The sequence below is a fragment of the Cryobacterium sp. MDB2-A-1 genome (assembly GCF_004402675.1).
Lineage (GTDB): Bacteria > Actinomycetota > Actinomycetes > Actinomycetales > Microbacteriaceae > Cryobacterium > Cryobacterium glucosi.
The window spans coordinates 77036-101706 of record NZ_SOFK01000044.1 but is presented as its reverse complement, the minus strand read 5'-3'; the positions used below and the strand labels follow the sequence as shown (position 1 = coordinate 101706).

Here is a 24671-nt window from a genome sequence, read left to right as displayed (position 1 = left end):
CTCCCGAAACGGCGGGCGCGGCCTGCCGAAACCGGCGCGGGCGCGACCTAGCGGGTCGCCTCGATGATCGCGATCTCGCGGGTGGCGGTCTCCACGTCGATGGGGTCGTGGTCGCGTCCGTCGCCGTCGTGGTGCACCTGCATGTGGGGCACGACCCCTCTGCGGTACCGAACGCGCAGGCTGCGGTACCTGATCAGCCAGAACAGCATGGCGCCCGCGGCCAGGATGCCCGAAAGAGCCGCGACGCCCAGCGCCCAGCGCGGGCCGAAGCGGTCGGCGACCCACCCGACGAACGGGGCGCCGAGCGGGGTGCCGCCGGCGAAAATGGCCATGTAGAGCGCCATCACCCGGCCACGCATCGCGGGCTTCGTGGTGGTCTGCACATAGGCGTTCGCGGTCGTCATGAGCGTGAGCGAGAACAGCCCGACGAAGACGAGCGAGACCGCGAAACTGAGATACGTGGGCATCACCGCGGCAATTCCGCACGCCACGCCGAAGAGCGCGGCGCCGGCGACGACGAGGCGCAGTCGCGGGCGGCTGCGACGGGCCGACAGCAGCGCGCCCGCGACCGAGCCGACGGCCATGATGGAACTCAGCAGCCCGAATTCGCCGGCGCCCATGTGGAATTCGACCGTCGCCATGGTTGCGGTGAAGATCGCGAAGTTGAGCCCGAAGGTTCCGATCAGGAAGACCGCGATCAGCACGACGATGATGTCTGGCCGATGCGCGACGTAGCGGAACCCGGCCATCAGCTGGCCCCGCTTCCGCGGCGCCCGCGGCTGGGGGCGCAGCTCGCTCGTGTGCAGCAGGGTCATCGCGACGACCGTCGCGGCGAAGGTGACGGCGTTGATCAGGAACACCCAGCCCGCGCCGACCGCGACCGTCAGCAGGCCGGCGACGGCCGGGCCGATCAGGCGGGCGCCGTTGAACGAGGCCGAATTCAGTGCGACCGCGTTGGACAGGTTGCTGTCGGGGACGAGCTCGGAGACGAAGGTCTGCCGTGCGGGAGAGTCGATCGCGGCGACGATCCCGAGTCCGAGCGCAAAGAGGTAGACATGCCAGAGCTGGGCGACGCCGGTCACGACGATCAGCCCGAGCCCGAGGGCCAGGACGCCCATCAGGCTCTGGGTCATGATCAAGAGCCTGCGCCGGTTGAACCGGTCCGCGATCAGGCCGGACCACGGCATCAGCAGGAGTTGCGGCCCGAACTGCAGGGCCATCACGATCCCGACCGCCGTTGCGTTGTGGTCGGTGAGCATCGTCAGGACGATCCAGTCCTGGGCGGTGCGCTGCATCCACGTTCCGATGTTCGACACGAGGGCGCCTGCGAACCAGATTCGGTAGTTCGGGACGCTCAGGGAGCGGAACATGGTACTCAACTGTCGGTGAGCTCCTTCATGACGGTGATGGCCTCGGTGAGCACGCTGCGCTGTTCGGGGTTGAGCTTGGCGATGCGGAGGGCGAGCCAGGCATCCCGTCGGTTGCGGGTCTCGTGCATGAGGGTGCGACCGGAGTCGGTCACGGTGAGGATGATCTTGCGGCCGTCGTCCGTGGAGCCCGCCCGGTGGACGAGGCCGGCCGATACGAGCACCCCGACGGTGCGGCTCATCGAGGGCGGAGTGACCCGCTCATGCTCGCTGAGTTCGCGCAGGGTGAATGGACCGTTGAAGAAGAGGGAGCCGAGGGCGGAGAACTGGCTCGCGCTCAGCTCGTTGTCGGCCTTCTCCTGGCGCAGGCGGCGGGCGAGGCGACCGTTTGCGACGCGGAAGTCATGGCTGAGCTCTGCAACGCTCGGCCGGTGTCCGGCGTGGGTGTCCGGCGGGGTCACGGCCGGTTCGAGCATGGATTCCATAACTCATAACTGTAACCGTTTAGCGAGGCTAAGTATTCCCGTGAATTCTCCGGTTCTGACAGAATTCTCCCGTTCTGACAGACTGGCCGCGTGCCTACCTATACGGATGACTATGGCGTCACCTTCGAGTACTACGTCTGGCCGGTGCCGCGCCCGCGGGCGGTCGTTCAGGTGGTGCACGGCGTCGGTGAACACGCCAACCGCTATACCGAGCTCGTCGGCCGGCTGAACGAGGCCGGCTACACCGTGTACGCGGACGACCACCGCGGCCACGGGCAGACCGGGCTGCGACAGTATGCCGGCGACACGACCAGGCTCGGACGGCTCGGCCCCGGCGGGTTGCGGGCCGCGGTCGCCGGCGTGTATCAGCTGAGCGGCATCATCCGCTCGGCGCACCCGCACCTGCCGCTCGTTCTGCTGGGGCACAGCTGGGGCTCGTTCATGGCGCAGATGATCCTCAACGAGCACGCGGATGCCTATGCCGCGGTGGTCCTGACCGGTACCGCCTATCGCTGGCCGGGCTACCTCAACGGCGGGGACCTCAATGCGCGGCACAAGCACCTCGGAACGACGGGCGTCGAATGGCTCAGCCGTGATCCCGCGGTCGCGGACGCCTTTGTCGCCGATCCGCTGACGACCATGACGCCGCTCGCGAAGCTCTTCGGCCTCCGGGAGGCCGCGCGGCTCTTCGGACGTCCGGCGCGCGGACTGCCGGCCGACCTCCCGCTCCTGATCCTCGTCGGCGGGGACGACACCGTTGGCGGGGAGCGCAGCGCAACCATGCTCAAGAACGCATACGCGCGGCGCTCAGGCTTGCGGGACATTCGCCTGGTGGTATATCCCGGTGCCCGGCATGAAGTCTTCAACGAAACGAACCGCGCCGAGGTCTTCGACGAGCTGATCGGCTGGCTCGACAGGCAGTTACCCCCGGGGGTCGGCGGGATCGACGGTTAGGCTGGCCTCATGCATGGTGAATACAAGGTCCCTGGTGGCAAGCTCGTGGTCGTCGACCTGGACGTCGTCGACGACACGATCGTCAATTTCCGGCTGGCTGGGGACTTCTTCCTCGAGCCAGACGATGCCCTCGGGGCGATCAATGCGGCCGTGACCGGCCTGCCGGCCGGCACAGATGCTGCAGGGCTCGCCGCCGCGGTGCGCGCGGCCCTGCCACCCCAGGCCACCCTGCTCGGGTTCTCCCCCGAGGCCGTGGCGGTCGCGATCCGCAGGTCCCTCGCGCAGGCGAGTGGCTGGCGGGACTACGACTGGCAGCTCGTGCACTCCAAGGCCGTGCCCCCGGTGATGCAGATGGCGCTCGACGAGGTGCTCGCGATCGAGGTCGGCGAGGGCAGGCGTAAGCCCACGCTGCGGATCTGGGAGTGGACGGAGCCCGCCGTCGTCATCGGAAGCTTCCAGTCGCTCCGGAACGAGGTCGACGCCGAGCAGGCGGAGGCCCACGGCTTCACCGTCGTCCGCCGGATCAGCGGCGGCGGCGCCATGTTCATGGAGGCAGGCTCGGTCATCACATACTCGATCTACGCTCCCACCGCGCTCGTGCAGGGAATGACCTTCGCCGACTCCTACGCCTTCCTCGACGAATGGGTGCTCACCGCGCTGCGCTCGCTGGGCATCGACGCGCACTACCAGCCGCTCAACGACATCACGAGCCCGACCGGCAAGATCGGCGGCGCCGCGCAGAAGCGTCTCGGCAGCGGTGCCGTGCTGCACCACGTGACTATGAGCTACGACATGGACGGCGAGAAGATGGTGCAGGTACTGCGCATCGGTCGCGAAAAGCTCAGCGACAAGGGCATCACGAGCGCCGTCAAACGGGTCGACCCGCTCCGCAGCCAGACCGGCCTCAGCCGTGCCGAGATCATCGACAGGATGAAGCAGACCTTCACAACCCTGTACGGCGCGGTAGACGGGGACATCACCGAGGCGGAATACGCCGCCGCCGAGGCGCTCGTGGCGAGCAAGTTCGGCACCGACGAGTGGATCGCCCGCGTCCCCTGACCGACGGTCGAGGCCTGCTCGAGGGGGGGACGGCGGCTACCGGCCGCGGGTCAGCAGGTCCTGGTATTCGGCGTGCTTGTCGATCCACGCGACGACATAGGGGCAGACGGCGACGACCGTCAGGTCAGTGCGCTCGCGCATGTCGTCGAGGGCCTGCTCGACGAGGATGCTCGCGAGTCCTTCGCCCCGGTGCCGGGGGTCGACTTCGACGTGGGTGAAGAGCACCCGGGAGCCGTCGATCTCATAGTCGGCGAAACCCGCGGTCGTGTCCCCGAAGAGCAGGCTGTACCGGGAGAGGGCCGGCTCATGCCGGAAGGTGGGCCGCGCGGTATCCTGCGTCGTCGCATCCGCCGGAGTCGTTGATTCGGTCGTCGGGGAGTCTGTAGTCATCCCCATAGAGTAAGCCGACTGACACAATGAGGGAATGCAAACCGCGTGGTCCCCGTCCTCCCCCAACCGTGTCGTCCATGCAGACAACCTCGAAATCCTGCCTGCCCTTCCCGACGGGGCGTTCACGCTGATCTATCTCGACCCGCCCTTTAATACCGGTCGCAAGCAGAATCGGCGCACGACCACTTCGGTGCGAGTGGCTGCGGTGACCGGGTCTGTCCCTGACCCGGCATCGGCGGACGCCCCCCTGATTGGGGTCGCTGTGTCTTCGCCGCGAGCGGGCGGTTTGGCGGCCGCCGGCACCATCACGGGGTTCAAGGGGCAGCTCTACGAGCGGATCAAGGGCGACCTGCTCGGCTACGACGACCAGTTCGAGGACTACTGGGCCTTCCTCGAACCCAGGCTGATCGAGGCCTGGCGACTCCTCGCCGAAGACGGCACGCTCTACCTGCACCTCGACTACCGCGAGGCGCACTACGCCAAGGTCCTCCTCGACGCGCTCTTCGGCCGCGACTGCTTCCTCAACGAACTGATCTGGGCATACGACTACGGCGCGAAGTCCAAGAACCGCTGGCCGACCAAGCACGACACGATCCTCGTCTACGTGAAGAACCCGCAGCACTACTACTTCGACTCGACGACGGTCGACCGCGAGCCCTACATGGCCCCCGGCCTCGTCACGCCGGAGAAGGTCGCGCGCGGCAAGCTGCCCACGGATGTCTGGTGGCACACGATCGTGTCGCCGACGGGCAAGGAGAAGACCGGTTACCCCACGCAGAAGCCGGTCGGCATCCTGCGGCGGATGATCCAGGCCTCGAGTCGCGAGGGCGACTGGGTGCTCGACTTCTTCGCGGGCAGCGGCACGACGGGTGCCGTCGCCGAGTCCCTCGGCCGCCGCTTCCTGCTCGTCGACCAGAACCCGGAGTCGATCCAGGTGATGCGCACCCGGTTCGCGGCCCTTCCGGAGGTCGAATTCCTCGACGCGTCCTGATTCCGGGCCGTCTGGGAGACTGGACGGATGAGACTCCGCATCTTCACAGAACCCCAGCAGGGCGCCAGCTACGACGATATCCTCGCGGTCGCGCAGGCCACAGAGGCGCTCGGGTTCGATGCGTTCTTCCGCTCAGACCACTACATGGTCATGGGCGACGGCGGCGGGCTTCCCGGACCGACGGATGCCTGGACGACCCTCGCCGGACTCGCCCGCGAGACCAGCCGCATCCGCCTGGGCACCCTCGTCTCCTCGGTGACCTACCGCGCGCCGGGGATCCTCGCGATCCAGGTCGCCCAGGTCGACCAGATGTCGGGAGGCCGGGTCGAGCTCGGGCTCGGCACCGGCTGGTTCGAGAAGGAGCACCTCGCCTATGGCATCCCGTTCCCGGCCAAACGCTTCGGCATGCTCGAGGAGCAGCTCGAAATCGTCACCGGGCTCTGGGAGACGCCTGTCGGCGATCGGTATGACTTCACCGGTGAGCATTACACCCTCGTCGATTCCCCCGCCCTCCCGAAACCCGCCCAGCAGCGGGTTCCCGTGATCGTCGGCGGCGGCGGGGCGAAGCGCACCCCGGCCCTCGCGGCCCGCTTCGCGACCGAGTTCAACCTGCCGTTCCCCGAGTTCGCCGATATTCCCGGCAAGTTCGCCGGCGTGCGGGCGGCGTGTGCGACGATCGGGCGGGACCCGGGGGAGTTGCACTATTCCGTGGCGCTCATCGCGGTCGCCGGGCGCGATGAGTCCGAGTTCGCACGCCGGGCCGCCGCGGTCGGCCGGGAGCCCGCCGAGCTGCGCGAGCACGGCCTCGCCGGTACCGCCGCGGAGATCGTCGACCGTCTCGGCGCCCTCGCAGAAGCCGGCGTCGACACCGTCTACCTTCAGATCATGGACCTCGCCGACCTGGACCACCTCGACTTCATCGCCCGCGAGGTCGCACCCCGGCTTCCCTGAGCGTTCGAGCGGCTGTGGCCGGGCGCGAAGTTCCGCGAGAGTACACTTTCGGCCCCTAAACCGCGGGTTTAAGGGCCACAAGTGCACTCTCGCGAGCAGGGGGCGGTGCGGGGCTGATGCTGCGGAGCGGGTCAGGCGGACTCGCGCAGCACCAGGCTGGTCGGCATGATGTTGCGGTGCGGCACGGTCTCGTCGTCCGCGAGCAGGCGCAGGAGCAGGTCCGCCATTGCGAAGCCCATCTCCTTCGAGGGCTGGCTCACGGTGGTCATCCCGATCGGCCCCGAGGTGGCTGCCGGGCTGTCGTCGTATGCGACAACCGCGATGTCCCTCGGCACGGCCCTGCCCAGCTCGGCGAGGACGCCGAGCGCGCCGGTCGCCATCAGGTCACTCGCCACGAAGAGGGCGTCGATGTCCGGGCAGCGCTCGAGCAGGCGGCGGGTGGCCGCCGCGGCCCCTGAGGCCGTGAAGTCGGCGTGCTCGACGGCATCCGTCGCGAGGCCCGCGTTCTCGAGCACCCGGCGGAACCCGGTGAGGCGGTCGATGCCTGCCGGCATGTCGACGGGCCCGGTGATCGTGCCGATCCGGCGCCTGCCGATGTCGACAAGGTGCTGGACGCCGCTCATGGAGCCCGCGATGTTGTCGACGTCGACGAAGTAGTTGTTCGCGCCGGAGTCGTTGGTCGGGCGCCCACCGAAGACGACCGGCATCGTGGATTCGAGGTCGGCGACGAAGTTGTCCCCGGTGTGGTGCGAGATGACGAGTGCCCCGTCGACGTTTCCCGCGCGCAGGTAACGCATGGTCTTGTGACGCGGGTCAGTCGAGGCGACCAGAAGGTTGAGCGTGTAGTCGCTCTCGTCGAGGCGCTGGGTGATGCCCTGCACGACGGCGGCGAAGTAGGGATCGCCGAAGAACTTCGTCATGTCTTCCGGCACGACGAGGGCGACAGACTGGGTCTGCCGGCTGGCAAGCGAGCGGGCAGCGCGGTTGGGCACGTAATTGAGCCGTTCGATCGCGGCCGTGACCGACACGACGACCTCCGGCCGCACCTTGGGCGACCCGTTGACGACGCGGCTCACGGTGGCGCGGGACACGCCGGCCTCGGCCGCCACCATTTCGAGCGTCGGCTGCGGCGGACGCGCGTTGCGGACTCCCGATGTCATGGGGTCAGTCTATTTGGATGCGCGCAGCGCGCTGGCACACCGGAGCCGGAGCGCCGTCCCGAGGCGGGCGCGGGGCACTCCGCAGGGTCGCGGCCGAATGGGTTTCGTGTCGCCTTGACAAGGGATCGGTGGGTGACCTAGTGTTGCGTTGATCAGTGAGAGCGCTCTCATACCAAAATGAGAGCGCTCTCACAACCCCGTTGGGCGGGCGCCTCTCCCTGAGAGCCACCCGCCAGGCGCCGGTCGCTTGCAACACACATTTCTCGCAGTACACACACGCACAAACACGCACACAAAGGAGTGACAGTGAAGTTCTCACGACGCACCAAGGTCGGGGCAGCAGTAGCCTGCGCCGCATCCTTCGCCCTCATTGCGACGGGCTGTTCATCGGCAGGAACCGGCACCTCAGCCAGTGCCGCACCGGTCGAGCTGACCGTCACGACGTTCGGCACCATGGGCATGGATGCTCTCTACGCCCAGTACGAGGCCTCGCACCCCGGCATCACCATCAAGGCCAACAACATCGACACCGGTGGCAATGCCCAGACGGATGCCTTCACCAAGATCGCGGCAGGCAGCGGCCTCTCCGACGTTCTCGCCGTCGAGGAAGGCTGGCTGGGCGCGATTCAGAACGTCTCGAGCCAGTTCACCGACCTCAAGGCTTACGGTGCAGACTCGGTCAAGGACCGCTGGGTTTCGTGGAAGGTCGACCAGGCCACCGACAAGGACGGTCGCATCATCGGATACGGCACGGATATCGGCCCGGAGGGCATCTGCTACAACAGCAAGGCCTTCGCAGCAGCCGGTCTCCCGACCGACCGCGCCGCAGTCGCCACCCTGCTCGGGGGCAGCGGCTCCACCTGGGACAAGTACTTCGCGGTGGGCGAGCAGTACCAGAAGGCAACCGGCAAGGCGTGGTTCGACCAGTCCGGCTTCATCTGGAACTCGATGGTCAACCAGCTCCCCGAGGGCTATTACACCAAGGACGGCAAGCTCAACGTCGAGAACAACGCAGACCTGAAGTCCGCATGGACGAAGCTCGCCGCCGCAAACGCGGCCGGCCTCTCCGCCAAGCAGACCCAGTGGGACTGGAACAAGGGCACGTCGTTCACCGACGGCACCTTCGCAACCTTCATGTGCCCGGGCTGGATGCTCGGAGTCGTCCAGGGCCAGGTCAAGACCGCCGGCGGCGACGCCGTCGGCGCGACGGCCGGCTGGGACTTCGCCGACGTCTTCCCCGGAGGAGCCGCCAACTGGGGCGGTTCGTTCCTGACCGTTCCGACGCAGTCCAAGCACCCGAAGGAAGCCGCTGAACTGGCCACCTGGCTGACCGACGCCAAGCAGGAAGTCGCCGAATTCCAGGCGGCAGGCGCGTTCCCGAGCGTCACGGCCGCCCAGACCGATCCTGCACTCGCTGCGGGGTCCGGCATCTCGGCCTTCTTCAACGACGCACCGATCGCATCCATCCTGAGCAAGCGCGCCGACGGCGTGAAGGCCCAGTACAAGGGACCGGATGACTCCACGATCCAGGAGAAGGTCTTCGGACCGTCCACGATCTCCCTCGATCAGGGCGTGTCAGGCGACAAGGCCTGGTCCGACGCCATGACGCTGTTCAACCAGCTCATCGTCAACAAGTAGCAGCAAGCATCCGCTCGGTGGGAGTGCCCCGGTACCTGCGCCCGCAGGCGCCGGGGCACTCCCGCTCGAAGGCAGAAAGCCACCATGACACTCACACGTGAACCAGAAGCCAGCAGCCCGCCGCGGCCCGACCGTACCGGTCGCAAGAGCGCCCTCACCTACAAGCACCGGCTCAGCCGCCTGGACGTGAAGCTCTCGCCCTACCTGTACATCTCGCCGTTCTTCGTGCTCTTCGGCGTCGTCGGCCTGTTCCCGCTGGTCTACACCTTCGTGGTGTCGCTCAACCACTGGAACCTGCTGAGCGGCCCGGGGGAGTGGGTCGGATTCGACAACTACGCCGCCGAACTGAACGACCCGCTGTTCTGGAACTCGCTGTTCAACACGATGAGCATCTTCCTGCTCTCGAGCATCCCGCAGCTCATCGCCGCGACCTTCATCGCGGCGGTTCTCGACCAGAACCTGCGGGCCAAGACCTTCTGGCGCATGAGCGTCCTGATCCCGTACGTGGTGACTCCGGTCGCCGTCGCGCTGATCTTCTCGAACATGTTCAGCGAGCAGAACGGCATGATCAACCACCTCCTGAGCTTCGTCGGCGTCGATCCGGTGATGTGGAAGACGGATGTCTTCCCCAGTCACATCGCGATCGCCAGCATGGTGAACTGGCGCTGGACCGGGTACAACGCCCTCATCCTCCTCGCCGCCATGCAATCGGTGCCGCGCGACATCCACGAATCGGCAGCCCTCGACGGGGCCGGATTCTTCCGCCGGTTCTTCTCGATCACGCTGCCGAGCATCCGCCCCACCATGATCTTCGTGATCATCACCGCCACCATCGGTGGCCTGCAGATCTTCACGGAGCCTCGCCTGTACGATGCGACGACCCCGACGCCGGGCGGCGCCCACCGGCAATTCCAGACCACCGTGCTCTATCTCTGGGAGATGGCGTTCCAGCGGCAGAACTTCGGCAAGGCCTCGGCCGTCGCCTTCATCCTGTTCCTCATCATCGTGGCGTTCGGCGTCCTGAACTTCCTGATTTCTCAGCGCATCGCCACCACGGATTCCCGCACGGACGTCAAGTCTGCGAAACGGGTGCTGCGGCGCAAGGCCGCGGCCGACCGGGAGGCTGCACTGGCGGCATCCGGAGCGGGCGAGCCCGTTGATTCCCCTCCATCCAGCACGCTCCCCACCGGCGCGAAGGAGCCCAGATCATGACCGGCACACTCACCCCAACTCCCACCGAGCCGGTTCGGCCGGCCCGGCCCGTCAAGCCCCGCGCCGAGAAGAACCCCGCCGGGCGGATGAAGGGCCACAAGGGCCTGGGGATCGACAGACGACCCGGTTTCCTCACGTACGGCATCCTGCTCGCCCTGTTCCTCGGTGGTGCGTACCCGCTCTGGTGGTCGGTCGTCGTCGGCTCGAGCTCGTCATCCGTATTGAGCCAGGAATGGCCGCCCCTCCTCCCGGGCGGACAGTTCTGGATCAACGTCGCCGCCGTCTTCGACACGATCCCGTTCTGGCAGGCGCTGCTCAACAGCGTCGTGGTGTCGACGATCATCACGGTCTCCGTGGTCTCGTTCTCCACGCTCGCCGGCTACGCCTTTGCGAAGCTGCGCTTCCGAGGCAGCAACGGGCTGATGGTCTTCGTCGTCGGGACCATGGCGATTCCCACCCAGCTTGGGATCATCCCGTTGTTCATCCTGATGCGTCAGTTCGGCTGGACCGGTTCCGTCGGTGCCATCATCATCCCGACCCTCGTCACCGCGTTCGGCGTGTTCTTCATGCGGCAGTACCTCGTCGACGTCATCCCCGACGAGCTCATCGAGGCAGCCCGTGTCGACGGCGCGAACATGATCACGACCTTCTGGAACGTCGCGGTGCCCGCGGCACGACCGGCGATGGCGATCCTCTCGCTGTTCACCTTCATGATGGCCTGGACGGACTTCCTCTGGCCGATGATCGTGTCCCCGCAGAACCCGACACTCCAGGTCGCGCTCAGCCAGCTCCAGTCCGCCAAGTACGTGGACTATTCCGTCGTCCTCGCCGGCGCCGTGCTCGCGACGCTTCCCCTGCTGATCCTGTTCGTCCTCGCCGGCAAGCAGCTCATCTCCGGCATCATGGCGGGCGCCGTCAAGGGCTGATTCCCGTCCGATCAGAAACGCGAAAGCGGGTGAATCGTCGTTCTCGAATGGTGAGAACGACGATTCACCCGCTTTCGCGGTCTACAGCGCCGGTCAGGCGAGGGCGGAGACCGCGGCCTGGACCGGCGTGCGGCCGGAGACCAGGTACAGCGTCTCGAGGGCGCCGGAGCCCGAGACGATGAGCGCGGCGAGCACCGCCGCGACGTCCGCGCGCGGGATCGTGCCGCGCACCTCCGGGATACCCGGACCGGTGTGCTCGAGGGTCACGAGCCCGGCGGCCGGCTCGTCGGTGAGACCGGCCGGGCGCACGATCGTCCAGGCGAGGTCCCGGCGCACGAGATCCTCCTCCGCGGCGAGCTTGGCGCGGAGGTAGGCCACGAAGTCCGCGGGCACTCCGGCCGGTTCGGCGTCGTCGCGCACGAGGTCGGCCCCGGTCGACGAGACCTGCAGGAACCGGCGCACGCCTGCGGTCTCCGCCGCATCGGCGAGTAGAACGGATGCCCCCAGGTCGACGCTCGTCTTGCGCGCGTCGCCGCTGCCCCCGCCTGCGCCTGCGGCGAAGACGGCCACGTCGGCCCCGGACAGAACCTCCGCGAGCTCGGCGGGAGTCGTTGCCTCGAGATCGAGCACGACCGGGGTCGCGCCGTCGGTGCGGAGGTCGTCCGCCTGGTTCGGGTTCCGGATCAGTCCGATCACCTCGTGGCCGTCAGCCGTGAGGTCCCGGGTCAGAAGCCGGGCGATCTTTCCGTGTCCACCTGCAATTATAATACGCATCTCAGGGACAACGCCGCCGGGCGCTCCCGAATTCCCGCGCCCGGCATCCGCCCGCCAACCGCCCGTGTCGGGCGCCCGTGTCAGGCGCGGCCCGGGCGTTCGAATTCGTCGGTGTCGAGCCCCGGCTCGACGAGGGCTCCCATCGTGTCGGCGGCGTGCTGCGCGATCATGGCCTCGGAGGCCCGCTCGGTTGCCTGTGTCGCGGCGTGCTCGTCGGCCGCTTCCTGCATGGCGCTCGTCTTGCGGAGCGGATCGACCTTGAGGAAGAGGCTCAGTACGAAGGCGATCAGCACGACGACGAGGCTCACCCAGAACACCGTGACCGTGGCGTCGTTGAAGCCGACGAGGAAAGGCTGCGAGAGCCGAGGGTCCGCCGCGTTCAGGAACGAGGTGTCCCCGTCGAGGGCCGTCCCGAGCCCGGCCGGTTTCTGCAACAGGGCCAGGATGCCGGCGTTGGCTGGGTCGGCGAGCACGGCCGGATCGGAGGCGGCCGCCTTGACGCCGGCGACGATCGTCGGATTGCCGAATGCCGCGCCGAGGGTGTCCGGGATGCGGGTGAAGAGCACCGAGAACAGCACGGCGGTGCCGAGCGTGCCACCGATCTGACGGAAGAACGTCGAAGCGGATGTCGCGACGCCGATGTCCCGCGGTCCCACCGAGTTCTGGCTCGCGATGGTCAGCGTCTGCATGAGCTGGCCGAGACCGAGACCCACGAGGAGCATGCCCGTCATCATGAACCAGACCGGCTTGTCCGCGGTCGCGAAGGTGAAGAGCAAGAACCCGCCGGCCATGAACGCGGTGCCGACCGTGGGGAAGACGCGGTACTTGCCGGTGCGGGCGATGATCTGGCCGCTCACGATCGAGGAGATCATCAGGCCGAGGATCATCGGGAGCATCATGAAGCCGCTCTCGGTCGGGGTGGCGCCGTTCACGAGCTGCAGGTAGAGCGGGACGGTCATCATCGCGCCGAACATTCCGAAACCGACGAAGACGCCGAGCACTGTCGCCATCGAGAACGTCGCCGACCGGAAGAGCTTGAGCGGGATGAGCGCGTCATCGCCCATCAGTCGCTCGGCCACGATGAACAGCACGATGCCGAGCACGCCGGTCACGTAGCAGGCGACCGAGGTGAACGACCACCAGCCCCAGGTGCGGCCCTGTTCGGCGACGAGCAGCAGCGGCACTGCGGCGACGATGACTGTAACGGCACCCCACCAGTCGATCCGTACGGGACGCTTGAAGTGCGGGATGTGCAGGAAGCGGATCACGATGATGAGCGCGACGATGCCGATCGGGATGTTGATCAGGAACACCCACCGCCAGCCGGTGATGCCGAGGATCGTCGTCGCGCCGGAGAGGACACCGCCGATGAGCGGGCCGATGACGCTCGAAATGCCGAAGACGGCGAGGAAGTAGCCCTGGTACTTGGCGCGCTCCCGCGGCGCGAGCATGTCGCCCATGATCGTGAGCGGAAGGGCCATCAGGCCGCCGGCGCCGAGGCCCTGGATTGCCCTGAATACCGCGAGCTCATACATCGAGTGCGACATCCCGGCCAGGAGGGACCCGATCAGGAACACGGTGATCGCGATCAGGAACAGCGGCCGGCGCCCGAAGATGTCACTGAGTTTGCCGTAGATCGGCGTGCTGATGCACGAGACGATCAGGTACGCGGTCGTCACCCAGGCCTGCAGCGACATTCCGTCGAGGTCGTCGGCGATGGTGCGCATCGACGTCCCGACGATGGTCTGGTCGAGAGCCGACAGGAACATCCCGGCCATCAGGCCGAAGATGACGAACAGGATCTGCCGGTGCGACATCAGGGGAGCGGAGGCGGGCGAGGAGGCGGAAGCGGGAGGAGTTTGCATCGTCTGCAAAGTTACACGACGGGCAGGGAATCATCAACAGATTCCCGGACCCCGTTCCCGGCCGTTGGGGGGTGTTTCGGCACGCTCGTGGGGCGAGTCCCGGGACTAGGCTCATGAGCGTGCGTACAGAAGGTCAAACGGGGGGTTCACACAGGATGGGTTGGCGACGGATCACGGCTATCTCCCTCGCTGCCGTTCTCGTGGCCGGCGGGGCCGTCGCGCTCGGTTTTTTCGCGACGCACGCCCCGGCATCCGTCGCAACGGCGCTGCCCGGCGCGACGCCAGACCCCGGGTCTCCCGCGACGCACACGCCCGGCGACCGGCCGACACCCATGGATGCCGCGCGCCCGGCCCCGACCGCATCACCGACGCCGATAGCGTTGGTCCCGCGCTTCGACAAGGCGGCGCGTTCGCACGATGACCCGACCAGCATCTGGGTCGTCGTCGACAAGGACCGCCCCCTGCAGCCGGCCGATTACACCCCGCCGGATCTCGTGACCGTGCCCGTGCCGCACGTCTGGGAACCGCAGCTCCGCCGGGAGGCATCCGACGCCGTCGTGGCCCTTTTCGCCGCCTTCACGGCCGAGACCGGGCTGAAGCTGCAGTCGCAGAGTTCCTACCGCAGTTATCCCACCCAGGTCGCGGTGTACAACGACGACGTCTCGGCCCACGGGCAGGCCGTCGCGGACACGAGCACCGCCCGGCCGGGCACGAGCGAACACCAGACCGGCCTCGCGATCGACATCAGCGCCCTGCCGGCGAGTTGCTCCCTCGACGCCTGCTTCGGGGCGACTCCCCAGGGCACCTGGCTCGCGCACAACGCCTGGAAATACGGTTTCCTGCTCCGTTATCCGGAGGACAAGGTCGCCGTGACCGGCTACGCGTATGAACCGTGGCATTTCCGCTACATCGGCGTCGACCTCGCGACCGAAATGCACACGGATGGCGTGACCACTCTCGAGGAATTCTTCGGTCTCCCGGCGGCCCCGACCTATCACTAGGTCCGGCTCACGCATGGGTTTCGGAGGTTCCGCACAGGGTTCTGGCATGTGCGCGTGTTCGCATGTCGGGTCCCCGTCCGCCGTCCAGAAACGATTTCGTGCGCCCCCATACACGTCCTGAAGGTCCCGCCCGCTCCCGCCATCGCCGGGAAGATCCACTGCCCCTCCGCCCCATCAGCCCTCCACGGCCGACCGATTCGCCGTCCTCGGACTCCCTGTCGACAGGCTCCCTGGCGACCGCCGCCCGCTCCTCCGACTCCCTCGGCGTCGTCCGTTCCCGGCACCGCCTCGAGAAGGCGCCGTCCGGCCACCGCCCGCTGATCTGGCTGGCCGGCTCGGCCGCCGCCGCCAGCCTGTGCTTCGGCCTCTTCGTCCCGCTCTCGAGCCAGGCGTCCCCCGGGGTCGCCACCGCGGCATCCGCCCCACTCGCGGCCTCGCGCCCGGTGCCGGCGAGTGTCGTGGCCGCCGTGCCCGTCGTGGCCGGCAGCCCCGTCATCTACAGCGCGGTGAGCGCCGGCGACGGCGGCTCTGCCGGACCTGTCACCGGCGGAACGGTCGTGAGCGTCACCGGCTCCGGGCTCGCGGGAGTGTCGGGCGTGAGCTTCGGCGGCAACGCCGGCACCGTGCTCTCGGCGACCGACACGACGGTCACCATCTCGACGCCCGCGTCGACCGACTACGGCACCGGTTCCGTGGCGGTCTCGCTCGTCGACAGCACCGGGGCGATCGTTCCCGTCGCGAGCACCCCTGCGGATGCCGCGAACGCCGCCGCAGCGGCCGCGACAGCAGCCGCCGCGTCGAAGGCGTCTTCGGTCGCGTCGCTCTCGCAGGCGATCACGCCCCTCGTGGATGCCGCGGCCCCCCTCGCCGCCGCGACCCCGACCCCGGCCCCGAGCGGCGCAGCGAGCACCGGCGCCGCGGCCGACACCGCACCCGCTGTGGCCGTCGCCGCCGGCGTGAGCCCGCTCACCTTCCAGTACGTCCCCGACCCGCGCATCACGGCCCAGATCGGCTACGTGCGCGCCCACTGGAACTCATACAACTCCGCCGTCTACGGCGCCATCGGCGGCAACGACTGCGTCAACTTCACGAGCCAGTCGCTGATCGCGCGCGGGTGGACGATGGACGCCGAGTGGTCCTATAGCGCTGCAGGCGCCGGATACAGCTCCGCCTGGTCGAGCTCGACCGCGTTCGCCGCGTACCTGTCCGCCCACCCCGAGCGTGCCACGCCGCTCACCGCCGGCGAAAGCAGCCGGGTCAAGGTGGGCGACATCGTGCAATTCGACTGGGACCGCTCCGGCGACAAAGACCACACCGGAATCGTCACCCGCGTCGTCAAGGACGCCTCGGGAACGCACCTCTATTACGCAGGTCACACCGAAGATAGCCTCGACAAGTCCGTCGAGGAATCCCTCGCGAACACCGGGGGAACGGTGAGCTACTGGAGCGTCGCCTAGCCCGGCGATTCAGCGACACTTCATAGCTTGGCGGGCAGTTTTCCCATTGAAGTGTGATTATCTGGATATATCCCCCCCCAAATGAGACGAGGAATTCGTGCAGTTCACCCGACGCTTTCGCATCAGCGCAGCCGCGCTCGCGTTCGCTGCTCTCGTGATCGGCACCGCCGCCGTCGCATCCTGGGGCGACGACGATTCAGACTCGGCGCGAGCGGAGATCGCCACATCGGTGACCCCCACAGACACCGCGACCCCTCGGGCGACGCCGGCGGATGCCGGTGCTCCCGTCGCCGTCGACACCGCGCCTGTCGCGACCGCAACGCCGACACCCGCTCCGGCGCCCGTGACGACCGCCGCGCCCGCCCCCGTCGCGGCGGCTTCGACCGGCGGAGTGCAGGCCCAGGTCGACTACATGATCGCGCACTGGACGAACTACAACACGGCGGACTACGGCGTCGTCACCGACAACGACTGCGTCAACTTCACGAGCCAGTCCCTGATCCAGCGCGGCTGGGCCATGGACGGCAGCTGGTGGTCCAAGGGCACCGGCTCGTCCTTCACCCACTCGAACGCCTGGGTCAGCTCGACCGCGTTCCGCAACTACCTCGCGAGCTCTGGGCGTGCGACCGCGCTCACCGACCAGCAGCGCGACCAGGTCAAGGTCGGCGACGTCGTGCAGTTCGACTGGGACAACTCGGGCGACCGCGACCACACCGGCGTCGTGACCCGCATCGAGGGCAGCGGCGACGACATCGTCATCTACTACGCAGGCCACACCGACGACACCGACTACCGTTCCGTCGACTACGCGATCACCGTGAAGCACCCGGGCGCCACCGCGTACTACTGGAGCATCCCCTAACCACCGGCCGCGTCACACGACGGATGCCGCCGCCCGCGCCCGCCGACCGGCGAACGTGCGCGACGGCATCCGTCTACGAAAGTGTCTACGCGATGGCGGCGTCGACGATCGCCTTCGCCTCGAGCTGCACCTGGCGGAGGTGCTCCGGGCCCTTGAAGGACTCGGCGTAGATCTTGTAGACGTCCTCTGTGCCGCTCGGCCGGGCGGCGAACCAGGCGTTCTCGGTGACGACCTTGAGGCCGCCGATCGCGGCCCCGTTGCCTGGGGCGTGGCTGAGCTTCGCGAGGATCTTCTCGCCGGCGAGTTCGGTCGCGGTGATCGCGTCGCCGTCGAGCTTGCCGAGCTGGGCCTTCTGCGCGGGCGTCGCCGCGGCATCCACCCGGGCGTACGCCGGGTCGCCGAAGTGCTCGACGAGTTCGGCGTAGCGCTGGCTCGGGCTCTTGCCGGTGACGGCGAGGATCTCGGAGGCGAGCAGGGCCAGCAGGATACCGTCCTTGTCCGTCGTCCAGACCGTGCCGTCGAAGCGCACGAAGCTCGCACCGGCGCTCTCCTCGCCGCCGAACGCGACCGAACCGTCGATGAGCCCGGGCACGAACCACTTGAACCCGACCGGCACCTCCCAGAGGTCGCGGCCGAGGAAGCCGGCGACCCGGTCGATCATCGTCGAGGAGACGAGCGTCTTGCCGATCGCGGCGTCAGCGCGCCAGCCCTCGCGGTGGCTGTAGAGGTAGTCGATCGCGACGGCGAGGAAGTGGTTCGGGTTCATCAGGCCGCCGTCCGGCGTGACGATGCCGTGCCGGTCGGCGTCGGCGTCGTTGCCGGTGAGGATGTCGAAGTCATCCTTGTGGGCGATGACCGAGGCCATCGCGGAGGGGCTCGACGGGTCCATCCGGATCTTGGAGTCCCAGTCCAGGGTCATGAAGCGCCAGGTCGGGTCGACCTTGGGGTTCGTGACGGTGAGATTGAGCTCGTAGCGGTCGCGGATCGCTCCCCAGTAGCCGACGCTCGCGCCGCCGAGGGGGTCTGCGCCGATGCGGATGCCGCTCGCCTTGATGGCGGCCATGTCGATGATGTTCTCGAGGTCGTTCACGTACGCACCGCGGAAGTCGTAGGTCTCGACCGCGCTCGGTTCGCTCATCTTCACGTCGACGAGTCCGCCGGCGATGAGCTCGTTGGCGCGCGCGGCGATCCAGGAGGTGGCGTCGCTGTCGGCCGGTCCACCGTGCGGGGGGTTGTACTTGAAGCCGCCGTCGGTCGGGGGGTTGTGGCTGGGGGTGACGACGATGCCGTCGGCCTCATCGGTGTTCCCTGCCCGGTTGTAGGCGAGGATCGCGTGCGAGAGCGACGGGGTGGGCACGTAGTCGTCGAACTCGTCGACGAGCACGCGCACGCCGTTGCCGACGAGCACTTCGAGCGCCGTCGTGTACGCCGGGGCGCTCAGCGCGTGCGGGTCCGTCCCGATGAAAAGGGGGCCCGTGATGCCCTGATTGGTGCGGTACTCGACGATGGCCTGCGTCGTCGCGATGATGTGGTTCTCGTTGAAGGCCGTGTTCAGCGAACTGCCACGGTGCCCGGAGGTGCCGAATGCCACCCGTTGGGCGGGCACGGTCACATCGGGTTTCAGGTCGTAGTACGCCTTGACCAGCGCGTCGACATCGATCAGGTCTGATTCCAGGGCCGGAGTGCCCGCACGTTCATTCATGTCCCCAGTCTGGCACTGCAAGTAGGCTGTGAGCCATGTCCGAGACGCGCAAAGCCAGCTACAGCTTCCTGGGGCCGGCGGGCACCTTCACCGAGGCGGCACTCGCCCAGGTGCCCGAGGCGCGCGGCCAGGCCTGGCGCTCCGTCAACAACGTGGGCGAGGCGCTCGCCGACGTCGTCTCCGGTCGCAGCGTCGCCGCGATGATCGCGATCGAGAATTCCGTCGACGGCGGCGTGTCCGCCACCCAGGACGCGCTCGCGAAGGTGCCGGACCTCCGGATCATCGGCGAGTATCTCGTGCCGGTGAACTTCGTGCTCGTGGCCAGACCGGGCACGACGCTTGCCGACGTGAAGATCGTCGCCGCGCATCCGGTCGCATACGCCCAGTGCCGGAACTGGCTCGAGACGAACGTTCCGCACCACGGCCACATCCCCGCCTCGAGCAATGTGGCGGCGCCGGCCTCACTGCTCGAGACCGAACAGGCGGATGCCGCGGTCGCCCCTCCGGGGATCGAGAACCATCTCGACCTCACGGTTCTCGCCACCGACATCGGTGACAACCCGAACGCCGTCACCCGGTTCGTGCTGGTCAGCCGCACGACCGTGATCCCGGAACGCACCGGTGCGGACAAGACGAGCCTCATCGTCGAGCTGCCGGAGGACCGCGCGGGGGCGCTCCTCGAATTGCTTGAGCAGTTCGCGACCCGCGGGGTCAACCTTTCGCTGATCCAGTCGCGTCCGATCGGCGACGCGCTCGGTCGCTACCGGTTCGTGATCGACGCCGACGGGCACATCCACGACGAACGCGTCGCCGACGCCCTGCTCGGCCTGCGCCGGTTCAGCCCGAAGGTGATCTTCCTCGGCTCGTACCCCCGGGCCGACCTGCAGCAGAACGAGTACACCAAGCGCTACGACGACGACGTCTACATCGGCGCGCGCGCCTGGCTCGACGCCCTCCTCCGCGGCGCCTGACCCGCCACCCCCGCCCCGCGCCCCGCCGCGCCGCTCCCCGGTCTCCTTCGGTCCGCGAGAGTACACTTTTGGCCCTCAAACCGCGGGTTTAAGGGCCAAAAGTGTACTCTCGCGAGCAGGAAAGCAGGCGGAGTGGGGCGGGGCCGGGGGGCGTTACGCGGAAGCGGGCGCGGGCATCCGCACCGTGAGCGCGCCGGGGTCGGCACGCAGGGAGACGGCGCGCACCGGGCCGAACTCGTCGCCGTCGATCTCGAACTCCTGCGGGTGCTCGAGCACGATCCTGATCCGTGAACCCCGAAGCGTCGTCATCACCCGTTCGTTGCTCGACTCGCTCTGGGCGATGATCCTGCGCCCGACCGCGGAGCGGCGCAGCACGCCGTTCTCCCACGTCACCCTGCGCCAGATGGTCAGCCAGCCGAGGACGCCCTTGGGCTGCAGCACGGCGATGTCGAGAATCCCGTCGTCCACCTGGGCATCGGGCAGGAACTGGATGTTGCCCGGCAGGACCCCGCAGTTCGCGACCAGGATCGTGCTCACGTGCGCCGGCCGGTCGGTGCGACCCTCGAGGCTATAACGGATGCGGAATGGCTTCGACTTCGGGATCACCCGCATGCCGGCATCGACATACGCGAGCCAGCCGACCTGTTTCTTGAGATCGGCGCTCGTGTTGGCGATCATCTGGGCATCGAGCCCGAGGCCGGCCATCACCAGGAAGACGTGTTCGGCTTTCTCACCCTCGGTGTCGGTGAGCACTGCGACGCCGAGGTCGATCGCCCGGTCCACGCCGCCGAACGCGATCTCCACCGCCGCATCGAGGCTCGCGAGCGGCAGCGCCAGGTTTCGGGCCAACAGGTTCCCCGTGCCGGCCGGCACGATCGCGAGGGCAACGCCCGTGTCGCGCAGGGCCTCGGCGACCGCGCGCACGGTGCCGTCCCCTCCCGCCGCGAGCACCACGGATGCCCCTTGTTCGATCGCCGTCCGGGTCGCCCGCTGACCGGCATCCGTCTCGGTCGTCGACAGCCACACCGTGCCCGACCACCCGGCGGCGGACTCCGCCGCTGCGACGCTCGCGCGGAGCTTGACCACGTCAACCTTGATCGGGTTGTACACGACGGCCGCTCGACGGCCGCTCGGAGTCTCACCGGGAGTATTCACGGGGTAAGGCTAGCAAGGCGCTCCGGCGGGCGCTTGTAGACTGGCACGGTGATTGATCCTGTACTGCTGCGAGAGAATCCCGATCTGATCAAGCGTTCGCAGAAGGCGCGGGGCGCTTCGGTCGAAGCTGTCGACGCCGCGCTCGCCGCGGACACGGCCAGGCGCACCTCGATCAAGGCCTACGAAGACCTGCGCGCCGCCCAGAACCAGTTCGGCAAGCAGGTCGCGAGCGCGCCCCCCGCCGAGAAGAAGGCCCTCGTCGCCGAGGCCCAGGCCCTCGCCGCCCGGGTCAAGGCCGCTGCGGCGACCGCGACGGATGCCGAGGCGGACTTCACCGGGATCGTCCGCACCCTCGCCAATCCCATCATCGACGGCGTCCCGGCCGGAGGCGAGGAGAACTTCACCACGCTCCGCACCCACGGCGAGATCCCCACCTTCGACTTCGAGGCCCGCGATCACCTCGAGCTGGGCGAAATGCTCGGCGCGATCGACATGGCCCGCGGCGCGAAGGTGTCCGGAGCGCGCTTCTACTTCATGCGCGGCATCGGAGCCCGGCTCGAGATCGCCCTGATGAACATGGCCCTCGACCGCGCGCTCCAGGCCGGGTTCATCCCCCTGATCACGCCCACGCTCGTCCGCCCGGAGATCATGGACGGCACCGGCTTCCTCGGCGAGCACGCCGACGAGATCTACTACCTTCCCGCCGACGACCTCTACCTCACCGGCACGAGCGAGGTCGCGCTCGCCGGGTACCACTCCGACGAGATCCTCGACCTGAATGATGGCCCGCTGCGCTACGCCGGCTGGTCCACCTGTTACCGCCGCGAGGCCGGCTCCGGCGGCAAGGACACTCGCGGCATCATCCGGGTGCACCAGTTCAACAAGCTCGAGATGTTCACCTACGTCCTCCCCGAGAACGCCGAGGCAGAGCACGACCGCCTCGTCGCCCTGCAGGAGGGCATGCTGCAGTCCCTCGGTCTCAGCTACCGCGTGATCGACGTCGCAGCGGGCGACCTCGGGTCGAGCGCGGCCCGCAAATTCGACATCGAGGCGTGGGTGCCCACCCAGAACGCCTACCGCGAGCTGACCAGCACGAGCAACTGCACCACGTACCAGGCCCGACGTCTGGACATCCGCTATCGCACCGAATCGGGCAAGACCGCGCCGGTCGCCACCCTCAACGGCACCCTCGCGACCACGCGTTGGATCGTCGCGATTCTCGAGACGCACCAGCGAGCGGATGGCTCGGTGCTCGTCCCCGAGGCGCTGCGGCCCTGGCTCGGCGGCCTCGAAGTCCTCGAGCCGATCCGATGACCGCGACCGTCTCGCCCTGGCTCGTCGCCCTCGACATCGACGGAACCACCGTGCACGAAGACGGTTCGATCAGCCCCGCCGTGCTCGAAGAAGTACAGCGGCTCACCCGCTCCGGGCACGAGATCATGCTCGCAACCGGTCGTTCGACGGCGGCCACCCTGCCGGTGCTCGAGCGCCTCGACATCACGCCCCGCTACGTGGTCTGCTCGAATGGCGCGATCACCCTGCGCCGGGATCTGACCGCGCCGACCGGGTATCGCCGCGAATGGGTCGAGACCTTCGACCCGAGCGAGGTGCTGCTCTCGATCCGCTCGCACCTCGGCGACGCACGCTACGCCGTCGAAGACGAGCACGGCTTCTACCGGTACACCGAGCCCTTCCCGGATGCCACCATCGGCCTCGACAGTGAACACGTCGAGTTCGACGAGCTGCTCCGCCACGAGGCCACCCGCGTCGTCGTCATCTCGCCTGACCACGAGATGGAAGACTTCCTGCAGGTCGTCGAGCAGATGGGCCTCAACCGGGTGAGCTACTCGATCGGCTGGACCGCGTGGCTCGACATCGCGCCCGACGGCGTCAACAAGGCCACCGCAATGGAGCGGGTCCGAGCCGAGCTGGACATCCCCCGTGCCCGGGTGATGGCCGTCGGTGACGGACGCAACGACATCGAGATGCTCGAGTGGGCCGGGCTCGAGGGCCGCGGCGTTGCCATGGGCCAGTCCCCCCATGAGGTGCTCGCGGCGGCCGGGGAGATCACGGGAGCCGTGCTCGACGACGGCCTCGCCACGGTTCTCGCGTCGCTCTGACGCCGCTCCGGCACCACTCCGAACCGCCTCGCTGCGGGCGTCCCAGCCTGCTGGCAGGGTGAGGAAGGCGCGATCGGCTAGAATCGGTCGGTATTCGTGTGTTGTCGACCGGGCGTTCTTCGCCGGACCGGGCCGCGAACGGGAGGGCTGTCCGAGCGGCCGATGGAGCCAGTCTTGAAAACTGGTGGACAGAAATGTCTCGTGGGTTCGAATCCCACGCCCTCCGCACGAACCCGTTACCCGGCCGGCACCACAGAAGGGATCTGAGTGAGCGACCAACCGAGACTCCGTTCCGCACGATCCCACAAGCTCAGCACCATCGCGCGGCACGGCCGGTTGAAGCACTCGAACCCGGTCGTCACCGTCGTCAAGTTCCTCGCAGCGGCCATGGCCGTCGTGCTCGTCAGCGGAGTCTCCGTCGCCGCGATCGCCACCCTCGACGTCGCATCGAGCGCGCAGCCCGGTGTGCACCTCGCCAATGAGACGAACGGCCCCGTCCCGCAGATCGGCGCCATCACAGGCGGCGTCAACCTCCTCATCGTCGGCAGTGACAGCCGCAAGGGCCAGGACCCGTCGTTCGGCCCGGAGGACTCCACCGGCGACCTCAACGACGTCACCATGCTCCTGCACATCTCGCAGGACCACACCAACGCCTCCGTGATCAGCTTCCCGCGCGACATGTTCGTGCCGATCCCGGCCTGCCCCGACCCGAGCGGCGGCACGTTCAATTCGATGAGCCGCCAGAAGATCAACACCACGCTCACGTACGGCGGGCTCGCCTGCACGGTGCTCACCGTGGAGAAGCTCACCGGTCTGACCATCCCCTTCGCGGCCGAGGTCCAGTTCAGCGGCGTGATGGCCATGTCCACCGCCGTCGGCGGCGTACCGGTCTGTGTCGCCGAGGAGATCCAGGACGAGTACACCGGCACCTTCCTCAAGCCCGGCATGCACACCCTCGAGGGTGTTGCGGCCCTGCAGTTCCTCCGTACCCGCCACGGTGTGGGCGACGGCAGCGACCTCACCCGGATCAACAACCAGCAGGTCTTCATGTCGGCCCTGGTGCGCACCATCAAGAGCGCGAGCACGCTGTCGGACCCGCTCAAGGTGTATTCGCTCGCGAAGGCCGTGACCGCCAACATGAAGCTCTCCGATAGCCTCAACAACGTCTCCGTGATCGCGTCGATCGCGGTCGCGCTCAAGGACATCGACCTGAACCAGGTCGTCTTCGTGCAGGTGCCCACCGGCGGCACGACCGGCGGAGTGCTCCCGCTCCAGCCCGACTTCAAGGAACTCTTCACCGCGGTCGCGGCCGACAAGGCCCTCAAGCTCGGCGGCACAACGGGGCGCGGCGCGACGCTCGACCCGAGCGCGACCGCGACTCCGACGCCCGCCGCGACGACGGATGCTTCCGCGACGCCCGATCCCACGGCATCCGCCGGCGCCACCCCGATCCCCACCCCGACGGACGCCACGACCCTGTCGGAGTCGGCGACCGGCCAGACCGCCGGGGAACTGACCTGCTCCGTCGGCCGCACCCTCAACAACCAGTAGGCGCGGGCCTTCGGGCACCCGTGCAAACGGATGCCGCCGGTACGGTTATGATTACACTCGTGTGTTTGCTCGGTGAATTC

The 24671-nt window shown here is 68.0% G+C and carries 22 protein-coding genes and 1 tRNA gene; 15 read left to right on the top strand and 8 right to left on the bottom strand.

Annotation, left to right across the window (positions count from 1 at the left end; genetic code table 11):
* Positions 1 to 47 precede the first annotated feature (47 nt).
* Both E3O39_RS16860 and E3O39_RS16855 read right to left on the bottom strand, forming a co-directional pair.
* Positions 48 to 1379 (bottom strand): MFS transporter, encoded by a 1332-nt coding sequence (locus E3O39_RS16860; RefSeq protein ID WP_166787371.1) that lies wholly within the window; start codon positions 1377 to 1379, stop codon positions 48 to 50.
* Positions 1376 to 1852: a MarR family winged helix-turn-helix transcriptional regulator gene (locus tag E3O39_RS16855; protein ID WP_241975505.1), complete on the bottom strand. Its 477-nt coding sequence runs from the start codon at positions 1850 to 1852 to the stop codon at positions 1376 to 1378. The genes E3O39_RS16860 and E3O39_RS16855 overlap by 4 nt, the downstream gene beginning before the upstream one ends.
* A 90-nt stretch (positions 1853 to 1942) precedes the next feature.
* Between E3O39_RS16855 and E3O39_RS16850 the strand changes: the two genes are divergently transcribed.
* Together E3O39_RS16850 and E3O39_RS16845 are read left to right on the top strand one after the other, a co-directional pair.
* The gene (locus E3O39_RS16850; protein WP_134449167.1) at positions 1943 to 2806 is read left to right on the top strand and encodes an alpha/beta fold hydrolase; all 864 of its coding nucleotides are present in this window, start codon (positions 1943 to 1945) and stop codon (positions 2804 to 2806) included.
* A 9-nt stretch (positions 2807 to 2815) separates the two neighbouring features.
* The gene (locus E3O39_RS16845) at positions 2816 to 3865 is read left to right on the top strand and encodes a biotin/lipoate A/B protein ligase family protein (protein ID WP_134449166.1); all 1050 of its coding nucleotides are present in this window, start codon (positions 2816 to 2818) and stop codon (positions 3863 to 3865) included.
* A gap of 36 nt (positions 3866 to 3901) precedes the next feature.
* On the opposite strand, the gene E3O39_RS16840 is transcribed toward E3O39_RS16845, so the two are convergent.
* Positions 3902 to 4255 (bottom strand): GNAT family N-acetyltransferase, encoded by a 354-nt coding sequence (locus tag E3O39_RS16840; protein ID WP_134449165.1) that lies wholly within the window; start codon positions 4253 to 4255, stop codon positions 3902 to 3904.
* A 34-nt stretch (positions 4256 to 4289) separates the two neighbouring features.
* Here E3O39_RS16840 and E3O39_RS16835 point away from each other — a divergent pair, with 34 nt between their 5' ends.
* Both E3O39_RS16835 and E3O39_RS16830 read left to right on the top strand, forming a co-directional pair.
* The gene (locus tag E3O39_RS16835; RefSeq protein WP_134449164.1) at positions 4290 to 5246 is read left to right on the top strand and encodes a site-specific DNA-methyltransferase; all 957 of its coding nucleotides are present in this window, start codon (positions 4290 to 4292) and stop codon (positions 5244 to 5246) included.
* 27 nt (positions 5247 to 5273) lie between these two features.
* On the top strand, positions 5274 to 6197 hold the full coding sequence (locus tag E3O39_RS16830) for an LLM class F420-dependent oxidoreductase (RefSeq protein WP_134449163.1): 924 nt from the start codon (positions 5274 to 5276) through the stop codon (positions 6195 to 6197).
* Between the two features lie 131 nt (positions 6198 to 6328).
* Here the strand turns inward: E3O39_RS16830 and E3O39_RS16825 are convergent, their stop codons facing one another.
* Complete coding sequence (locus E3O39_RS16825) at positions 6329 to 7357, bottom strand: LacI family DNA-binding transcriptional regulator (protein WP_134449162.1); 1029 nt, start codon at positions 7355 to 7357, stop codon at positions 6329 to 6331.
* Positions 7358 to 7663: 306 nt separating this feature from the next.
* On the opposite strand from E3O39_RS16825, the gene E3O39_RS16820 reads away from it, so the two are divergent.
* From E3O39_RS16820 to E3O39_RS16810, 3 genes are all read left to right on the top strand, one after another.
* On the top strand, positions 7664 to 8995 hold the full coding sequence (locus E3O39_RS16820; RefSeq protein ID WP_134449161.1) for an ABC transporter substrate-binding protein: 1332 nt from the start codon (positions 7664 to 7666) through the stop codon (positions 8993 to 8995).
* Positions 8996 to 9079: 84 nt separating this feature from the next.
* Positions 9080 to 10207, top strand: a complete 1128-nt coding sequence (locus tag E3O39_RS16815; RefSeq protein ID WP_134449160.1) for a carbohydrate ABC transporter permease — start codon at positions 9080 to 9082, stop codon at positions 10205 to 10207.
* Complete coding sequence (locus E3O39_RS16810; protein WP_174774658.1) at positions 10204 to 11133, top strand: carbohydrate ABC transporter permease; 930 nt, start codon at positions 10204 to 10206, stop codon at positions 11131 to 11133. Before E3O39_RS16815 ends, E3O39_RS16810 begins: the two co-directional genes overlap by 4 nt.
* A 93-nt stretch (positions 11134 to 11226) precedes the next feature.
* On the opposite strand, the gene E3O39_RS16805 is transcribed toward E3O39_RS16810, so the two are convergent.
* Entirely contained in the window at positions 11227 to 11907 is a 681-nt protein-coding gene (locus E3O39_RS16805) for an NAD(P)-binding oxidoreductase (RefSeq protein ID WP_134449159.1), read from the bottom strand.
* An 80-nt stretch (positions 11908 to 11987) separates the two neighbouring features.
* Positions 11988 to 13772, bottom strand: coding sequence for an MDR family MFS transporter (locus E3O39_RS16800; RefSeq protein ID WP_241985117.1), 1785 nt, complete (start codon positions 13770 to 13772; stop codon positions 11988 to 11990).
* Between the two features lie 155 nt (positions 13773 to 13927).
* Here E3O39_RS16800 and E3O39_RS16795 point away from each other — a divergent pair, with 155 nt between their 5' ends.
* The 3 genes from E3O39_RS16795 to E3O39_RS16785 all read left to right on the top strand — a co-directional run bounded on the left by E3O39_RS16795 (position 13928) and on the right by E3O39_RS16785 (position 17092).
* Positions 13928 to 14773 (top strand): M15 family metallopeptidase, encoded by an 846-nt coding sequence (locus tag E3O39_RS16795; RefSeq protein ID WP_134449158.1) that lies wholly within the window; start codon positions 13928 to 13930, stop codon positions 14771 to 14773.
* Between the two features lie 98 nt (positions 14774 to 14871).
* On the top strand, positions 14872 to 16230 hold the full coding sequence (locus E3O39_RS16790) for an amidase domain-containing protein (RefSeq protein ID WP_134449157.1): 1359 nt from the start codon (positions 14872 to 14874) through the stop codon (positions 16228 to 16230).
* Positions 16231 to 16327: 97 nt separating this feature from the next.
* Positions 16328 to 17092: an amidase domain-containing protein gene (locus E3O39_RS16785; protein WP_134449156.1), complete on the top strand. Its 765-nt coding sequence runs from the start codon at positions 16328 to 16330 to the stop codon at positions 17090 to 17092.
* Positions 17093 to 17177: 85 nt separating this feature from the next.
* On the opposite strand, the gene pgm is transcribed toward E3O39_RS16785, so the two are convergent.
* The gene (pgm, locus tag E3O39_RS16780) at positions 17178 to 18794 is read right to left on the bottom strand and encodes a phosphoglucomutase (alpha-D-glucose-1,6-bisphosphate-dependent) (protein WP_134449155.1); all 1617 of its coding nucleotides are present in this window, start codon (positions 18792 to 18794) and stop codon (positions 17178 to 17180) included.
* Between the two features lie 35 nt (positions 18795 to 18829).
* Here pgm and pheA point away from each other — a divergent pair, with 35 nt between their 5' ends.
* Positions 18830 to 19765: a prephenate dehydratase gene (gene pheA, locus E3O39_RS16775; protein WP_134449154.1), complete on the top strand. Its 936-nt coding sequence runs from the start codon at positions 18830 to 18832 to the stop codon at positions 19763 to 19765.
* 153 nt (positions 19766 to 19918) lie between these two features.
* Here the strand turns inward: pheA and E3O39_RS16770 are convergent, their stop codons facing one another.
* Positions 19919 to 20920, bottom strand: coding sequence for a diacylglycerol kinase family protein (locus E3O39_RS16770; RefSeq protein WP_134449153.1), 1002 nt, complete (start codon positions 20918 to 20920; stop codon positions 19919 to 19921).
* A gap of 48 nt (positions 20921 to 20968) precedes the next feature.
* Between E3O39_RS16770 and serS the strand changes: the two genes are divergently transcribed.
* The 4 genes from serS (at position 20969) to E3O39_RS16750 (ending at position 24591) form a co-directional block, all read left to right on the top strand.
* The gene (gene serS, locus E3O39_RS16765) at positions 20969 to 22234 is read left to right on the top strand and encodes a serine--tRNA ligase (protein WP_134449152.1); all 1266 of its coding nucleotides are present in this window, start codon (positions 20969 to 20971) and stop codon (positions 22232 to 22234) included.
* Entirely contained in the window at positions 22231 to 23040 is an 810-nt protein-coding gene (locus tag E3O39_RS16760) for an HAD family hydrolase (protein WP_134449151.1), read from the top strand. The genes serS and E3O39_RS16760 overlap by 4 nt, the downstream gene beginning before the upstream one ends.
* A gap of 141 nt (positions 23041 to 23181) precedes the next feature.
* A tRNA-Ser gene (locus E3O39_RS16755) sits at positions 23182 to 23266 on the top strand.
* Between the two features lie 41 nt (positions 23267 to 23307).
* Positions 23308 to 24591 (top strand): LCP family protein, encoded by a 1284-nt coding sequence (locus E3O39_RS16750; protein WP_241975523.1) that lies wholly within the window; start codon positions 23308 to 23310, stop codon positions 24589 to 24591.
* The last annotated feature ends 80 nt before the right edge of the window (positions 24592 to 24671 follow it).

Coding starts and splice junctions, on each gene's coding strand:
- E3O39_RS16855 (WP_241975505.1), bottom strand. CDS start 1,852: ATGGAATCCATGCTCGAACCGGCCGTGACCCCGCCGGACACCCACGCC.
- E3O39_RS16845 (WP_134449166.1), top strand. CDS start 2,816: ATGCATGGTGAATACAAGGTCCCTGGTGGCAAGCTCGTGGTCGTCGAC.
- E3O39_RS16840 (WP_134449165.1), bottom strand. CDS start 4,255: ATGACTACAGACTCCCCGACGACCGAATCAACGACTCCGGCGGATGCG.
- E3O39_RS16835 (WP_134449164.1), top strand. CDS start 4,290: ATGCAAACCGCGTGGTCCCCGTCCTCCCCCAACCGTGTCGTCCATGCA.
- E3O39_RS16830 (WP_134449163.1), top strand. CDS start 5,274: ATGAGACTCCGCATCTTCACAGAACCCCAGCAGGGCGCCAGCTACGAC.
- E3O39_RS16825 (WP_134449162.1), bottom strand. CDS start 7,357: ATGACATCGGGAGTCCGCAACGCGCGTCCGCCGCAGCCGACGCTCGAA.
- E3O39_RS16815 (WP_134449160.1), top strand. CDS start 9,080: ATGACACTCACACGTGAACCAGAAGCCAGCAGCCCGCCGCGGCCCGAC.
- E3O39_RS16810 (WP_174774658.1), top strand. CDS start 10,204: ATGACCGGCACACTCACCCCAACTCCCACCGAGCCGGTTCGGCCGGCC.
- E3O39_RS16805 (WP_134449159.1), bottom strand. CDS start 11,907: ATGCGTATTATAATTGCAGGTGGACACGGAAAGATCGCCCGGCTTCTG.
- E3O39_RS16800 (WP_241985117.1), bottom strand. CDS start 13,772: ATGCAAACTCCTCCCGCTTCCGCCTCCTCGCCCGCCTCCGCTCCCCTG.
- E3O39_RS16795 (WP_134449158.1), top strand. CDS start 13,928: ATGGGTTGGCGACGGATCACGGCTATCTCCCTCGCTGCCGTTCTCGTG.
- pgm (WP_134449155.1), bottom strand. CDS start 18,794: ATGAATGAACGTGCGGGCACTCCGGCCCTGGAATCAGACCTGATCGAT.
- pheA (WP_134449154.1), top strand. CDS start 18,830: ATGTCCGAGACGCGCAAAGCCAGCTACAGCTTCCTGGGGCCGGCGGGC.
- E3O39_RS16760 (WP_134449151.1), top strand. CDS start 22,231: ATGACCGCGACCGTCTCGCCCTGGCTCGTCGCCCTCGACATCGACGGA.